The organism is Kitasatospora sp. NPDC018619 (assembly GCF_044391605.1).
In the GTDB taxonomy this organism is placed as follows: domain Bacteria; phylum Actinomycetota; class Actinomycetes; order Streptomycetales; family Streptomycetaceae; genus Kitasatospora.
On record NZ_JBISAI010000026.1, the window covers coordinates 64,608 to 78,951 of the forward strand.

At 73.1% G+C, this 14,344-nt stretch carries 12 protein-coding genes; 7 read left to right on the plus strand and 5 right to left on the minus strand.

The genetic code is table 11. The annotated features are described in order from the left end of the window. Window positions 1-34 precede the first annotated feature (34 nt). The 5 genes from ACH5AR_RS30305 to ACH5AR_RS30325 are packed head-to-tail and all read left to right on the plus strand — an operon-like array spanning window position 35 to window position 5,715. Window positions 35-1,783: an ABC transporter substrate-binding protein gene (locus ACH5AR_RS30305; protein WP_396304723.1), complete on the plus strand. Its 1,749-nt coding sequence runs from the start codon at window positions 35-37 to the stop codon at window positions 1,781-1,783. An 11-nt stretch (window positions 1,784-1,794) separates the two neighbouring features. Next, window positions 1,795-2,757 carry an ABC transporter permease gene (locus ACH5AR_RS30310; RefSeq protein ID WP_396304724.1) on the plus strand — a complete coding sequence of 321 codons (963 nt, stop codon included), beginning with the start codon at window positions 1,795-1,797 and terminating at the stop codon, window positions 2,755-2,757. Further along, window positions 2,754-3,740: an ABC transporter permease gene (locus ACH5AR_RS30315; RefSeq protein WP_396304725.1), complete on the plus strand. Its 987-nt coding sequence runs from the start codon at window positions 2,754-2,756 to the stop codon at window positions 3,738-3,740. The genes ACH5AR_RS30310 and ACH5AR_RS30315 overlap by 4 nt, the downstream gene beginning before the upstream one ends. Beyond that, a complete protein-coding gene (locus ACH5AR_RS30320; protein WP_396304726.1) occupies window positions 3,740-4,738 on the plus strand; it encodes an ABC transporter ATP-binding protein in 999 nt (332 codons plus the stop codon). Before ACH5AR_RS30315 ends, ACH5AR_RS30320 begins: the two co-directional genes overlap by 1 nt. Beyond that, entirely contained in the window at window positions 4,738-5,715 is a 978-nt protein-coding gene (locus ACH5AR_RS30325; RefSeq protein WP_396304727.1) for an ABC transporter ATP-binding protein, read from the plus strand. Before ACH5AR_RS30320 ends, ACH5AR_RS30325 begins: the two co-directional genes overlap by 1 nt. Before the next feature lie 124 nt (window positions 5,716-5,839). Here ACH5AR_RS30325 and soxR read toward each other — a convergent pair whose 3' ends face one another. Then, the gene (soxR, locus tag ACH5AR_RS30330; RefSeq protein ID WP_396304728.1) at window positions 5,840-6,313 is read right to left on the minus strand and encodes a redox-sensitive transcriptional activator SoxR; all 474 of its coding nucleotides are present in this window, start codon (window positions 6,311-6,313) and stop codon (window positions 5,840-5,842) included. A gap of 382 nt (window positions 6,314-6,695) precedes the next feature. Between soxR and ACH5AR_RS30335 the strand changes: the two genes are divergently transcribed. Together ACH5AR_RS30335 and ACH5AR_RS30340 are read left to right on the plus strand one after the other, a co-directional pair. Further along, window positions 6,696-7,868 carry an aminotransferase class V-fold PLP-dependent enzyme gene (locus ACH5AR_RS30335; protein ID WP_396304729.1) on the plus strand — a complete coding sequence of 391 codons (1,173 nt, stop codon included), beginning with the start codon at window positions 6,696-6,698 and terminating at the stop codon, window positions 7,866-7,868. A 153-nt stretch (window positions 7,869-8,021) separates the two neighbouring features. Next, window positions 8,022-10,877, plus strand: coding sequence for a DEAD/DEAH box helicase (locus tag ACH5AR_RS30340; RefSeq protein WP_396304752.1), 2,856 nt, complete (start codon window positions 8,022-8,024; stop codon window positions 10,875-10,877). 191 nt (window positions 10,878-11,068) lie between these two features. Here the strand turns inward: ACH5AR_RS30340 and ACH5AR_RS30345 are convergent, their stop codons facing one another. The 4 genes from ACH5AR_RS30345 to ACH5AR_RS30360 all read right to left on the minus strand — a co-directional run bounded on the left by ACH5AR_RS30345 (window position 11,069) and on the right by ACH5AR_RS30360 (window position 14,222). Continuing rightward, a complete protein-coding gene (locus ACH5AR_RS30345) occupies window positions 11,069-12,277 on the minus strand; it encodes a serine hydrolase domain-containing protein (RefSeq protein ID WP_396304730.1) in 1,209 nt (402 codons plus the stop codon). 519 nt (window positions 12,278-12,796) lie between these two features. After that, on the minus strand, window positions 12,797-13,078 hold the full coding sequence (locus ACH5AR_RS30350) for a helix-turn-helix domain-containing protein (RefSeq protein ID WP_396304731.1): 282 nt from the start codon (window positions 13,076-13,078) through the stop codon (window positions 12,797-12,799). Then, window positions 13,075-13,836, minus strand: a complete 762-nt coding sequence (locus ACH5AR_RS30355) for a hypothetical protein (protein WP_396304732.1) — start codon at window positions 13,834-13,836, stop codon at window positions 13,075-13,077. The genes ACH5AR_RS30350 and ACH5AR_RS30355 overlap by 4 nt, the downstream gene beginning before the upstream one ends. A gap of 230 nt (window positions 13,837-14,066) precedes the next feature. Continuing rightward, window positions 14,067-14,222 carry a hypothetical protein gene (locus tag ACH5AR_RS30360; RefSeq protein WP_396304733.1) on the minus strand — a complete coding sequence of 52 codons (156 nt, stop codon included), beginning with the start codon at window positions 14,220-14,222 and terminating at the stop codon, window positions 14,067-14,069. Between the last annotated feature and the right edge of the window lie 122 nt (window positions 14,223-14,344).

The window sequence follows — 14,344 nt, forward strand, 5'->3', positions numbered from 1 at the left end:
GTCGGACGATCAGGCCCCCACAGCGGAGTTGCACATGACCAGGCGCACCCACGCCGCCCTCGCGGCGGCCCTCGCGGCGACCCTCACCCTCGGCCTCGGGGCCTGCTCCCACGACAAGGGCGACAGCGGCGCCGACGCCGCCCCCTCGGACGGCAGGGGCCCGGGCGCGGCCTCCGGCTCGATCATCGGCGGCACCCCGGCCCGGGGCGGCACCCTGACCGTCCTGACCAACCAGGACTTCGCCCATCTCGACCCGGCCCGCAACTGGGTGGTGCCGCACATGGACTTCGGCACCCGGCTGCTCTACCGGACGCTGACCACCTTCAGGTCCGAGCCGGGCGCGGCCGGCAGCGAGATCGTCCCGGACCTCGCCACCGACCTCGGCACGTCCTCCGAGGGCGGCAGGGTGTGGACCTTCACCCTCAAGGACGGCCTCAGGTACGAGGACGGCACGCCGATCAGGTCCGCCGACATCAAGTACAACGTCGAGCGCTCCTTCTCCCCGGACCTCACCGGCGGCCCCGACTACGCGATCCAGTACCTGGCGGGCGGCGAGAACTACAAGGGCCCGCTGAACGGCGAGCACCTGCCGAGCATCGGGACCCCGGACGACCGGACGGTCGTCTTCCACCTGAAGCGCCCCGTCGCCGAGTTCTCCTCCACCGTCTCGCTGCCGACCTTCTCCCCGGTGCCGCAGTCCCAGGAGAAGGGCACCCAGTACGACGCCCGGCCGTTCTCCTCCGGCCCGTACAAGATCGAGGCCTACGACCGCGGCAAGCAGCTGGTGCTGGTCCGCAACACCGACTGGGACCCGGCCACCGACACCGTCCGCAAGGCCTACCCGGACAGGATCGTGGTCACCGAGGGCATCAAGGGCGGCCAGGCCGACGACCGGATCATCGCGAGCGACGGCGCCGACGCCAATGCCGTCAACATGCCCTGGATGGCGCACGAGACCGTCGCCAAGGTGCTGCCCAAGCCGGAGGTCAAGTCCCGGATGGCCGCCGAGGTGACCGGGTGCACCGACATGCTGTACCTGAACACCTCCAAGGCCCCCTTCGACGACCCGAAGGTGCGCGAGGCGATGATGTGGGCGGTCGACCGCGAGGCGCAGGTGACGGCCTTCGGCGGCCCGGCGATGGCCGACGTGGCGACCTCCTACCTGCCGCCCTCGCTGACCGCCGGCGTCAGGTCCGACCCGCTGGGGATCCCGGCCACCGGGGACCCGGAGAAGGCCAGGAAGCTGCTCCAGGAGGCGGGCAGGACCGACCTGAAGGTCTCGATCACCGTCTCGCTCGGCGACAAGACCCGCGCCGAGGCGATCCAGCAGTCGCTGTCCAAGGCCGGCGTCCAGGTCACCGTCAACACCACCGACCCGTCGGCCTTCCAGGACACCGTCGGCGACACCCGGAACGCGCCCGAGCTGACCATCAGCGGCTGGTGCCCCGACTACCCCTCCGGTGCGACCTTCCTGCCGTTCCAGTTCGACGGCCGCACCATCAAGGAGAAGGGCAACCAGGGCAACCTGAGCCAGTACAGGGACCAGGCCACGATGGACCGGATGGACCGGATCGCGGCCATGACGGACGTCGACGAGGCCGACAAGGCCTGGCAGCAGCTGGACCAGGACCTGCTGCGGAAGGCCCCGGCCGTCCCGCTGATCTGGCAGCGCCGCCCCCTGCTGGTCGGCACCAACGTGGCCGGCGCGTTCGGCAACCAGGGCTACGCCGGGATGCTCGACCTGGCCGCCATCGGCCTCAAGGACCCGGCCAAGGGCAAGTGAGGGGCCGACGGATGAGTACCACCACCGAGCCCGCCGCCGTGGCGGGCACCACGGCGGCGGGCGCCGGGAAGAGCGCCGGGCGCGGGCCCTGGCGGCTGGTCTGGGACCAGCTGTGGGCCAGGGGACCGGCCCGGTTCGGACTGGTCGCCGTCGGCGTGCTGGTGCTGGCCGCCGCACTGGCCGGCCCGCTCGGCTCGCTCGGCGGCTGGACCCCCGAGGAGTTCGACAAGCGTGCCGTCGACCCGTACCTGGGCGGTCTGCCCCGGGGCGGCTTCGGCGGCATCAGCGCCCGGCACTGGCTGGGCGTCGAGCCGGTCACCGGCCGCGACCTGTTCGCCCGGGTGCTGCACGGCGGTCAGGTCTCCCTGCTGATCGCGTTCACCGCGACCGCCGTCGTCGTGGTCACCGGCACCCTGGCCGGCATCGCGGCGGGCTACTTCGGCGGCCGCGTCGACACGCTGCTGTCCCGGCTGATGGACCTCACGATGTCCTTCCCCTCGCTGATCTTCATGATCGCGATGATGTCGGTGGCCAAGGACGTCAACCGGATCCTGCTGATCACCCTGGTGATCGGACTGTTCACCTGGCCCGGCATCGCCCGGGTGGTGCGCGGCCAGACCCTCTCGCTCAAGCACCGCGAGTACGTCGAGGCCGCCAGGGTCGGCGGGGCGCGCTCCTGGCGGATCCTCACCCGGGAGATCCTGCCGAACGTCTCCGGTCCGATCATCGCCTACACCACCCTGCTGGTGCCCGGCATGATCGCCACCGAGGCCGCGCTCAGCTACCTCGGCGTGGGCGTCCGCCCGCCGACGGCCTCCTGGGGCCAGATGATTGCCGAGAGCATCGTGCACTACGAGACCGACCCGACGTACTTCCTGATCCCGACGGCCTTCCTGTTCGTCGCCGTCCTCGCCTTCACCCTGCTCGGCGACGCGCTGCGGGACATCCTCGACCCCCGGGGAGGCCGGTCGTGATCCTCTACCTCGGCCGCCGGCTGCTCGGCGTGGCGGGCATCCTGCTCGCCATCTGCGCCATCACCTTCACCATCTTCTACCTGCTGCCCAACGACCCGGCCACGGCCGCCTGCGGCAAGACCTGCAGCCCCGAGCGGCTGGCCGACGTCAAGGCGGCGATGGGCCTGGACAAGCCGGTCTGGGACCAGTTCCTCGCCTACCTCGGCGGCATCTTCGCCGGCCGCGACTACGGCTCCGGCCCCAGCGCGGTGCACTGCGGCTTCCCCTGCCTCGGCTACTCCTACGAGTACGGGCTGCCGGTGTGGGACCTGCTCACCGACCGCCTGCCGGTCTCCGTCTCGCTGGCGCTCGGCGCGGCCGTGCTCTGGCTGGTCCTCGGCCTCGGCGCGGGCGTCACCTCGGCGCTGCGCAAGGGCAGGCCGATCGACCGGGCGCTGATGGTGCTCTCCGTCGGCACCGCCTCGCTGCCGGTCTACTTCACCTCGGTCATGCTGATCTGGGGCGTCGTCAGGACGGCCGGCCTGCTGCCCTACCCCTCGTACCACAGGTTCACCGACAACCCGCTGGCCTGGGGCTCCAACCTGCTGCTGCCGTGGATCGCGCTGGCCCTGCTGTACGCGGCGATGTACGCCCGGCAGAGCCGCAACTCGATGATCGAGGCGATGGCCGAGCCGTACATCCGCACCGCCCGGGCCAAGGGCCTGCCGCCGCGGACGGTCACCGTCAAGCACGGGCTGCGCTCCGGGGTGACGCCGATCCTGACCATCTTCGGGATGGACCTCGGCGGCCTGCTGGCCGGCGCGGTCATCACCGAGTCGATCTTCGGCCTGCCCGGCGTCGGCCGGCTGTTCTACGACGGCCTGGGCCGCTCCGACCAGCCCGTCATCCTCGGCGTCACCCTGCTCGCGGCCTTCTTCATCGTCGCGGCGAACCTGCTGGTCGACCTGCTCTACGCGTTCGTCGACCCGAGAGTGAGGTACTGATGGCCGAGCTGTTGGAGGTCGAGGACCTCACGGTCGCGTTCGACACCCCGCGCGGCAGCGTCCGCGCGGTGGACGGGATCTCCTTCACCGTCGGGGCCGGGCGCACCCTCGGGCTGGTCGGCGAGTCGGGCAGCGGAAAGTCCGTCACCTCGCTCGCCGTCATGGGCCTGCACCGCGGCGCCGCCGTCGCCGGCTCGATCCGGCTGCACGGCCGGGAGCTGAACGGGCTGGGGGAGCGGGAGCTGGGCACCGTCCGGGGCCGCCGGATCGCGATGGTCTTCCAGGACCCGCTGTCCAGCCTGCACCCCTTCTACACCGTCGGCGAGCAGATCGCCGAGCACTACCGGGTGCACTTCGGGGCGAACCGCAGGGCCGGGAAGGCCAAGGCGGTGGAGATGCTGGCCGAGGTCGGCATCCCGGAGCCGGCCCGCCGGGTCGACGAGTACCCCCACCAGTTCTCCGGCGGCATGCGCCAGCGCGTCATGATCGCCATGGCGCTGGCCTGCGAGCCCGAGCTGCTGATCGCCGACGAGCCCACCACGGCGCTCGACGTCACCGTCCAGGCGCAGATCCTCGACCTGATCGCCCGGATCCAGCAGGAGCGCGGCCTGGGCGTGGTGATGATCACCCACGACCTCGGCGTGGTCGCCCGGGTCGCCCACGAGGTGCTGGTCATGTACGGCGGCCGGGCCGCCGAACGGGCCCCGGTGGACCGGCTGTTCCGGCAGCCCGCGCACCCGTACACCCGCGGCCTGCTGGACTCGCTGCCGCGCCTGGACGACACCGACGACGCCCCGCTGCGGGCCATCCCCGGCAGCCCGCCGTCGCTGGTCGCCCCCGCACCCGGCTGCTCCTTCGCCCCGCGCTGCGCCCGCACCACCGCCGCGTCCGCCGAGGAGCACGCCCGCTGCCTGGCCGAGCGCCCCGCGCTCGACCGGCTCGCCCCCGGCCACCAGGCCGCCTGCCACCTGCCGCTGGTGCCGGAAGGGGTGCTGTGATGACGGAACCGTTGCTCTCCGTACGGGACCTGGTGAAGACCTTCCCCGGCCGGCGCGGCCGCACCGGCCGGCCCGGAGCGCCGGTCCGCGCGGTGGACGGGGTGAGCTTCGACGTCGGCGCCGGCGAGACGCTCGGCCTGGTCGGCGAGTCCGGCTGCGGCAAGTCCACCACCGGGCGGATGGTCGTCCGGCTGCTCGACCCGACCTCGGGCACCGTCACCTTCGACGGCACCGAGATCGGCGGGCTCTCCCAGGCCCGGCTGCGCCCGCACCGGCGGGACCTCCAGATGGTCTTCCAGGACCCGTACTCCTCGCTCAACCCCCGCCAGACGGTGGCCCGGATCATCTCCGAGCCGCTGCTGGTCCAGGGTGGGAGCGCGGCGGACGCCCGGAAGCGGGCCGCGGAGCTGCTGGAGCTGGTCGGGCTGATCCCCGAGCACCTGGACCGCTACCCGCACGAGTTCTCCGGCGGGCAGGCCCAGCGCATCGGCATCGCCCGCTCGCTGGCCACCTCGCCGCGGCTGGTGGTCGCCGACGAGCCGGTCTCCGCCCTGGACGTCTCCATCCAGGCCCAGGTGGTCAACCTGATGGAGCGGCTCCAGCAGGAGCTGGGGCTCGCCTACGTGTTCATCGCGCACGACCTCTCGGTGGTCAAGCGGGTCTGCGACCGGGTCGCGGTGATGTACCTGGGCCGGATCGTGGAGATCGGCGACAAGGCCGAGGTGTACGGCAGCCCCGCGCACCCGTACACCAGGGCGCTGCTGTCCGCCGTGCCGCTGCCCGACCCCCGGGCGGAGCGCGAGCGGGAGCGGATCGTGCTGCTCGGGGACCCGCCGAGCCCGGCCGACCCGCCGCCCGGCTGCACCTTCCACCCGCGCTGCCCCAAGGCCCGGGAGGTGTGCCGGACGGAGCGGCCGCTGCTGAGGATCGCCGGGGCAGGCGAGCGGCAGGCCGCCTGCCACTTCCCGGAGGGCTAGCCGCTTCGCTCCCGAGGCTCGCCCTCACCCCCGAGACCCCCGGTCGGACGCGGCGGGGAACCCTGCGAGGGCCGCGTCCGACCGGGCCCGCCCCCTCCCCGCCGCCGGCCCGCACCCCCGGCCGTCACTCCTCGACGGGCAGCAGGCCCTCCTCCGGCAGCAGCCGGCGCGGCCCCGGGCCCTCCGCGGCCAGCTCGTCCCCCGGGTTGAGCACCCGGCAGCGGCGCAGCGACACGCAGCCGCAGCCGATGCAGCCGGTCAGCTCGTCCTCCAGCCGTTCCAGCTCGGCCCGGCGGGCGCGCAGCTGCTCGGCCCAGCGCCGGGAGATCCGCTCCCAGTCGTGCTTGCCCGGCATCCGGTCCTCGGGCAGGCTGGTGAAGACCTCGGCGACCTCGGACAGCGGGATGCCGAGCCGCTTGGCGACCAGGATGAGCGAGATCCGGCGCAGCACGTGCCGCCGGTAGCGCCGCTGGTTGCCCGCGGTGCGCTCGGAGGAGATCAGCCCCTGGTCCTCGTAGAAGCGCACCGCCGAGGTGGCGATCCCGGCCCGCCGGGCCACCTCGCCGACGCTCAGCAGATCGACCGGCGCGGTGGCCATGACGGCTCCTTGACTTCAAGCTCTGTTGAAGTCCCAGCGTACCGGGCGTGACCGGATCAAGTGCCGTCAGGGAACGACACCACCCCCGCAGAGCCGGACAGTTGCCCGCCGGAGCCGGCCTCGGCCGGGGCCTCCGGAGGGTGGCGCGAACCCTTCTCCCGCCGGTACGCCGCCCCGGCCTCGATCCTGGCGGGCGGCTTCGCGCCGTACGCGATGAACCGCTACTTCACCGCCGCCCTGATGCCCTCGATCGTCGCCGAGGGCAGGGAAGGCGTCGGTGATGGTCACCGCCCGATGGTCGTCGCGCGGCGCGGGCCCCGACCAGTAGTCTGTCGTGTGAAATGTCACACATCAGTGCGTAGCCGCCCAGCGGGAGGAAACCGTGATCGAGGACCTGCGCAGCGCCGGAGCCCCGGAGCCGGTACCCGCCGCCGAGGGGCTGTTCAGCGTGTCGCCGCGGACGGCGCACCTGAACCACGGCTCGTTCGGCGCCGTGCCCGTCCCCGTGCAGCGGGTCCAGGAGCGGCTGCGCGCCGAGCACGAGGAGGACCCGGACGGCTTCTTCGCCGACCTCCCGGCCCGGATCGCCGCCGCCCGGGCCCGGATCGCCGCGGACCTGGACACCGACCCGGGCCGGCTCGCGCTGGTCTCCAACGTGACCGAGGCGGTCGCGATCGCCCTGGACAGCATCCCCTTCGCGCCCGGCGACCGGATCGTGGTCACCGACCACGGCTACGGCGCGGTGACCAGGGCCGCGGCCCGCAAGGCCGCCGAGACCGGCGCCGAGGTGGTCGTCGCCCCGGTGCCGCTGGACGCCCCCGACGAGCAGGCCGTCCGGGAGGCCGTGCTCGCCGCCGTGGACGGGCGCACCACCGTCGCCGTCCTCGACCAGCTGACCTCGCCCACCGCCCGCCTGGTGGCCGGCCCGGCCCTGCTCGCCGACCTGCGCGCCCGCGGCGTCACCACGGTGGTGGACGGCGCCCACGCGCCCGGCATGCTGCCCGCCCCGATCGACCCGAACGCCGACTTCTGGTTCGGCAACCTGCACAAGTGGGCCTTCGCCCCGCGCGCCACCGGGGTGCTCTCCGTCCGCCCCGAGTGGACCGACCGGGTGCGCCCGCTGGCGCTGTCCTGGGAGCACGACCAGGGCTTCCCGGGCAGCGTCGAGTGGCGCGGCACCTGCGACTACACGCCCTGGCTCGCCGCCCCGGCCGGCTTCGGGCTGCTGCGCGACCTCGGCCACCCGGCGGTGGCCGCCCACAACACCGCCCTCGCCGGGTACGGCTGCCGGGCGCTGGTCGAGCGGGCCGGGCTGGCCCCGCTGCCCGCGACGCCCGGGGTGTGGATGCGCACCGTCCGGCTGCCCGCCGGGTACGGCGAGACCGAGCCGCAGGCGAAGGCGCTGACGGCCGAGGTGTGGCACCGGTTCGGCACCCGGATCGCCGTCCGCCCGTGGGCCGGCGGCGGGGTGCTGCGGGTCAGCGCGCAGCTGTACAACCGGCCGGCGGAGTACGACCGGCTGGCGGGCGGGCTGGCGGAGCTGCTGAGGGGCTGATCCCCGTGGTGTCGAGGGGCTGATCCCCGTGGTGGTCCGGGCGGTGGTCCCGGCGGTCATCCCGTCGTACGGAAAAACGGTGCTATCGATGTCAGCCCGCCCGGGTAACCTCTGGCTGAGATGCGAGATCACACCAATCACACCCGGACGGCGATGAACACCCCCGATCCAGAGCCCCAGGACGACCAGGAGCTCAGCCCCGCCGAGGCGTACGCGGCCAGCCGTCGTCGGGCCCAGGAGCAGGCCACCGCCCTGCACGGCTTCCAGCAGCTGTACGACTTCCCGCTGGACGACTTCCAGCTGGAGGCCTGCGAGGCGCTGGAGTCCGGATCCGGCGTCCTGGTCGCCGCCCCCACCGGCTCGGGGAAGACCATCGTCGGCGAGTTCGCCGTGCACCTGGCGCTGGCCGCCGGCCGCAAGTGCTTCTACACCACGCCGATCAAGGCGCTCTCCAACCAGAAGTACGGGGACCTGGTCAAGCGCTACGGCGCCGCCAAGGTCGGCCTGCTCACCGGTGACAACACCGTCAACGGCGACGCGCCCGTGGTGGTCATGACCACCGAGGTGCTGCGCAACATGCTCTACGCGGGCTCCAGCACCCTCGACGGCCTCGGCTACGTCGTCATGGACGAGGTACACTACCTCGCCGACCGCTTCCGCGGCGCCGTCTGGGAGGAGGTCATCATCCACCTCCCCGAGTCGGTCACCCTCGTCTCGCTCTCCGCGACCGTCTCCAACGCCGAGGAGTTCGGCGACTGGCTGGACACCGTCCGCGGCGGCACCAGGGTGATCGTCTCCGAGACCCGCCCGGTGCCGCTGTGGCAGCACGTGATGGCCGGCAACCGGATGTACGACCTGTTCGCGAACCCGGACCGCGACGGCCGGCCCAGGAACAACCTGAAGAACCCCGGCAAGGCCGTCAACCCCGAGCTGGTCCGGCTCGCCCGCTCCGAGCTCGACCGCAACCCGCGCGACCGCTTCGGCCGCGGCCGGGGCCGCTCGATGCCCAACGGCCGTCCCGGCCGGGTCTGGACGCCGGGCCGGGTGGACGTCATCGACCGGCTCGACGCCGAGGGCCTGCTGCCCGCGATCACCTTCATCTTCAGCCGGGCCGGCTGCGAGGCCGCCGTCCAGCAGTGCCTCAGCTCCGGCCTGCGGCTCAACAAGGACTCCGAGCGGGCGCAGGTCCGGGCGTTCGTCGAGGAGCGCTGCGCCGACATCCCCGACGAGGACCTGCACGTCCTCGGCTACTTCGAGTGGCTGGACGGGCTGGAGCGCGGCATCGCCGCCCACCACGCCGGGATGCTGCCGCGGTTCAAGGAAGTCGTCGAGGAGCTCTTCGTGAAGGGCCTGGTCAAGGCCGTCTTCGCGACCGAGACCCTCGCGCTCGGCATCAACATGCCGGCCCGCTCGGTGGTCATGGAGAAGCTCGTCAAGTGGAACGGCGAGACCCACGCCGACATCACCCCCGGCGAGTACACCCAGCTCACCGGCCGCGCCGGGCGGCGCGGCATCGACATCGAGGGCCACGCCGTCGTGCTCTGGCAGCGCGGCCTCGACCCGGAGGCGCTGGCCGGCCTGGCCGGCACCCGCACCTACCCGCTGAAGTCCTCGTTCCGGCCGTCGTACAACATGGCCGTCAACCTGGTCTCCCAGTTCGGCCGGCACCGCTCGCGCGAGCTGCTGGAGACGTCCTTCGCCCAGTTCCAGGCGGACCGCTCGGTCGTCGGCATCGCCCGCCAGGTGCAGCGCAACGAGGAGGGGCTGGAGGGCTACCGCGCGTCGATGACCTGCCACCTCGGGGACTTCGACGAGTACATGGAGCTGCGCCGCAAGCTCAAGGACCGCGAGAACGAGCTGGCCCGCGAGGGGAGCAGCCAGCGCCGCGCGGCCGCCGTCGAGTCGATCGAGGCGCTCAAGCCGGGCGACGTCATCCACGTGCCCGCCGGCAAGTTCGCCGGCCTCGCCCTGGTCCTCGACCCGGGCCTGCCGCCGGTCAGCCGCTCCGGCCGGGGCGGCCCGCGCCACCCCGACTTCCAGGACGGCCCGCGCCCGGTGGTGCTCACCGCCGAGCGGCAGGTCAAGCGGCTCGCCATGATCGACTTCCCGCACCCGGTCGTCGCCATCGAGCGCCTGCGCATCCCCAAGTCCTTCAACCCGCGCAGCCCGCAGTCCCGGCGCGACCTCGCCTCCGCGCTGCGCACCAAGGCCGGGCACCTGGAGCCCGAGCGGTTCCGCCGCGGCCGCGCCGCCGCCGCGGACGACCCGGAGATCACCCGGCTGCGCGCCGAACTGCGCCGGCACCCCTGCCACGGCTGCTCCGACCGCGAGGACCACGCCCGCTGGGCCGAGCGCTACCACCGGCTGCACCGCGACACCGAGCTGCTGGAACGCCGGATGCGCTCGCGCACCCACACCATCGCCCGCACCTTCGACCGGGTCTGCGGGCTGCTCACCGACCTCGGCTACCTCAGCGGGGACACCGTCACCGACGACGGCAAGCGGCTCGGCCGGCTTTACGGCGAGCTCGACCTGCTCGCCTCCGAGTGCATCCGCGAGGGCGTCTGGAGCGGCCTGGCCGCCGCCGAACTCGCCGCCTGCGCCTCGGCTCTGGTGTACGAGGCCCGGCAGTCCGACGACGCCGGCGCCCCCCGGGTGCCGGAGGGCGCGGCCAAGGAGGCGCTCGGCAAGATGGTCCGGATCTGGGGGCACCTGGACGCCCTGGAGGAGCAGCACCGGATCAACACCGCCGAGGGCGTCGGCCAGCGCGAGCCCGACCTCGGCTTCGCCTGGGTCGCCTACCGCTGGGCGCTCGGCCACAACCTCGACCAGGTGCTGCGCGACGCCGACATGCCGGCCGGCGACTTCGTCCGCTGGACCAAGCAGCTGATCGACGTCCTCGGCCAGATCCAGGACGCCGCCGGCGAGGACGCCGAACTCCGCAGGACGGCCCGCAAGGCCGTCGACGGCCTCCGCCGCGGCATCATCGCCTACTCCTCCGTCGGCTAGCGGGCACCCTCCGGGGCCCGCCGCTCACCCGAGCGCGCGGGCTCCTGCGCTTCCTGCCCCCCGTGCGGCTCCGGCGTCGCCCCGCCGCTGCGGCCTTCACGGCACCGCGCAGGAAGTCGGCCCGGCCGACTTCCTGCGCAGAAGCCACACCGCGAGGTCCGCACGAGGAGGGCCGGCCGGGCGGGGCGGGGTCAGGGGGTGCGGCCGGCGCAGGCGGCGGCGGTCACCAGGCGGGCGAAGGCGGCTTCGGAGGCGGGCAGGGCGGCGGGGTCGTAGGGGTTGCGGGAGAGGACGACCTGGCGCCGTCCGGTGTCGTCGCCGAGCATCACGCTGCTGTAGCCGAGGCTGTCGCCGCGGTGTCCCCAGAAGTCCCCGCACGGGGTGGGGGTGCGTTCCAGGCCGAGGCCGTAGTCGGCTCCGCGGCCGAGGCCCGTGGTGTGCTTCATCTCGGCGAGTTCGGCGGGCCCGAGGAGCCGTCCTGCGAGCAGGGCGGACATGAAGGCGGCGAGGTCGGCGGTGGTGGAGATGCCGGCGCCGGACGGGCCGGCGATCGTCGGGTTGAACAGCGTGTAGTCGACCGGGCCGCCGGGCAGCAGGGCGTAGGCGCGGGTGTGGCGGCCGGGGACGGTGGGGTCGTTCTCGGGCATGGTGGTCTCGTGCAGGCCGAGGGGGCGGATGATCCGGCGGTCGACCTCCTGCTGCCAACTGTGGCCCGTGGTCCTCTCGACGAGCATGCCGAGCACGATGTAGTCGGTGTTGGAGTAGTGCCAGTCCTGACCCGGCGGGAAGTACGCGGGGTGGGCCTCGGCGACGGCGACGAGTTCCGCCATCGTCCGGGACTTCCAGCGGTCGGTGCTGAGCCAGGTCCGGAACGAGGCCTCGTCGTCGTAGGAGAAGGCCGGGTCCGAGGTGTAGTTGTAGAGGCCGCCGGTGTGGTCGAGCAGTTGGCGGACGCTGATGGCGGCGCCGTCGCGCAGGACGCCGGGCAGGTGCTGCTCGACCGGGTCGTCCAGGCCGATCCGGTGTTCCGCGGTGAGCTGGAGGACGACGGTCGCCACGAAGGTCTTGGTGGCGCTGCCGATCCGGAAGCGGTCGCGGGCCGCCGCGGGTTCACCGGTGGTGAGGTCCGCGGTGCCGGCCGCGCCCTGCCACAGGGTGCGGCCGTCCTCGCGCACCCGGCCGAGCGCGGCGACGGCACCGCCCGGCGCCACCACGGCGCGCAGGTCGGCGTCCAGCGCCGCCCGGTCGACCCGCCGGGCCGGGGCGGCCGTCGTACTGACGGCGGTCGCGCCGCCGGCGTCCTGCGCGTTCGCCGCCGGGACGGCGCCGGCCACCAGGCCCGCTCCCGCCAGGACGACCGCCGCTGTGCGGACGGCTCCGCGCATCGACGTCCCCATCATGGCAACCTCCGTGGTCTCCACCGGAAGCCGTCCCCCAACTCCCGCCTGCTGTTCGGTGGTTGACACTCTCCCAGTGCTCCGGGGGCGGGTCGTCAGCCCCGGGGGCGACCCCTCCTCCGCACCAGGTCGCATTCCCGCGGCCGGGCGGCTACGACCTGGGCAGGGGGCCGGCCCCGACGCTCCCCGGAGACGGCGCCCCGCTCCCGGCGGGTGCGCCCGTCCGTCGCGGCGGCGCGTTCGGTGCCGCGGTGCGGAGCAGTACCGGCTGGTGCGCGGGAGGTCAGCCCGATCGACGTCCGGTGCCCGGGGCGGACCGGCCGGGGCGTCGAGGGGCCGTCGGGGCGCGGAACCCCGGCGTCGGCGTGGGCTGCTCCTCCTCGCGGTCTCAGGTGCGCCCCGAGGTCGTCGGAGCGCGGCTGTTCCCGTGCCCGCCGCGGCGGGCACGGGAACAGGGACATCACGGCACTCCGCTGCGGGGCCGGAATTGCGCGGGAGGCGACCGGCCACGCGTGTGCTTTCTCAAAACGGGAACGCCTCCTGGACGGGTTCTGCTGATGGGGTGAACTCCAACGAGTAGACCGGTCGTTCGTCGACTCCGAGTACGCGCATCAGCTCGATCGTGGGGATCCGGTACTGCCCGCCCACACGCAGCACCGGGCAAGGGAAGGTGCGACGCTGGAGCAGCCGGTAGACGGTGGCGGGACAGACATTGAGCGCACGGGCGGCCGTCCGCACGTCGACCACCGTCGGGAGATCGAACATCTCGACGAAGCGGAGAGGGCCTTGGGAGGCCAGGCTCACCTGGACCTCCCAGGGAGGTGCACGGGCGCGGTGGCGACGGGAGCGGGGCGGGGGGACCGAACCTGGTGCTGACCGCCGCGCCGCACGGCTCCACCCGTGAGGTGGCGCAAAACCTCCTTGCCCAGGCGGTCTACTGGAAGGGTGAAGCGCAGTGGCGTGCGCAAGCCGTCGGGCCCGTCCGGGCGGCTGAGCTCCACCTCCATGCCGCGTTGCTGCTCCGGGGGCTCGGGCTCGTTGTGCGGCAGCAGCCGGGAGTCATCCCCGTGGTTCTCCAGAAACGCGGACGGCGTTTCCTTGAGGCCGGCGCGCGCGTACCGCCATGCACTGCTGCGTGCGATCCTGATCAATTCCCCGATGAGCGGTAGCGCCCCGGGGTCGGCCGTCCGTAGTCCGGTGAGGAGGGCGAGCACCATCTCCGACTCGACATCGGCCCGGTCCACGCGCAGCCGTCCGCAGATGCGGGTGGCGGTGGAGGAGAGCCGGGGCGCCGCCAGCCAGATCAGCAGGAGGCGGTGGCGGTCCGACGTCCCGGGTTCGGTGGCCGCAGCAAGTACGGCCTCCTGCCAGATCGCGGCGTCCAGCTCGGGATCCCTGTTCGGCCCGTAGAGGGCCTCGCGGGCGTCGTTGGGAGTGAGGGAGAGTGGACCTCCGTCGGCATCGGTCGACGGCACCGTCAACCGGAGGTCCTCCTGAGCTCGAGGATTGGCGAAGTGCCTTGCCACGGCGACGAACACGCTGCTGGAACCGACAGCCTTCATAGCTGTCCTCTCTTGATCGCTGAGCATGGTGGAAGCTGGAGGGAGGAGAAGGTCCGTCCGGAAGCCCGCGACAACACATTCCAGACATAGAGGGAATGTGACCCATGTGCCTCATGCGCCCCACTTTTAGACGGGTTTGCTGGGTCTTGGGTATGGCGCGTACTACGCGGGCTCGCCCGGGCGGCCACGCTGGGTGCCCGCCGGAGGCGGACACCCAGCGATCCGGAGGTTCAGTCGCCGGAGGGCGACGGGGCCTCCGGGTTGACCTCGGGCACCTCCGGGGTGACCTCCGGCCGCGCCGCCCCGGTCGAGCGACGCTTGGTGGACGGGAAGTCGGAGGGTCGCTTGCGGCGGACCGGACGACGGTTGGGCTGGCGCTTGACCATGAACTCGCTTTCCTTCGGGGGTGGTTGAGCCTCCGCCCGGTCAGTCCGGTCGGCGACTGGTGTCATCGTGCCCGGAAGTCGAGCGGCGTGAAGGAACCGGATCTGAGGAGTATCTGAGGCGG

What these genes read in the sequence shown, in the direction of transcription:
- ACH5AR_RS30355 (WP_396304732.1), bottom strand. Translation starts at nt 13,836, where the DNA reads ATGAAGGCTGTCGGTTCCAGCAGCGTGTTCGTCGCCGTGGCAAGGCAC.
- soxR (WP_396304728.1), bottom strand. Translation starts at nt 6,313, where the DNA reads ATGGCCACCGCGCCGGTCGATCTGCTGAGCGTCGGCGAGGTGGCCCGG.
- ACH5AR_RS30305 (WP_396304723.1), top strand. Translation starts at nt 35, where the DNA reads ATGACCAGGCGCACCCACGCCGCCCTCGCGGCGGCCCTCGCGGCGACC.
- ACH5AR_RS30340 (WP_396304752.1), top strand. Translation starts at nt 8,022, where the DNA reads ATGAACACCCCCGATCCAGAGCCCCAGGACGACCAGGAGCTCAGCCCC.
- ACH5AR_RS30360 (WP_396304733.1), bottom strand. Translation starts at nt 14,222, where the DNA reads ATGGTCAAGCGCCAGCCCAACCGTCGTCCGGTCCGCCGCAAGCGACCC.
- ACH5AR_RS30325 (WP_396304727.1), top strand. Translation starts at nt 4,738, where the DNA reads ATGACGGAACCGTTGCTCTCCGTACGGGACCTGGTGAAGACCTTCCCC.
- ACH5AR_RS30310 (WP_396304724.1), top strand. Translation starts at nt 1,795, where the DNA reads ATGAGTACCACCACCGAGCCCGCCGCCGTGGCGGGCACCACGGCGGCG.
- ACH5AR_RS30320 (WP_396304726.1), top strand. Translation starts at nt 3,740, where the DNA reads ATGGCCGAGCTGTTGGAGGTCGAGGACCTCACGGTCGCGTTCGACACC.
- ACH5AR_RS30345 (WP_396304730.1), bottom strand. Translation starts at nt 12,277, where the DNA reads ATGATGGGGACGTCGATGCGCGGAGCCGTCCGCACAGCGGCGGTCGTC.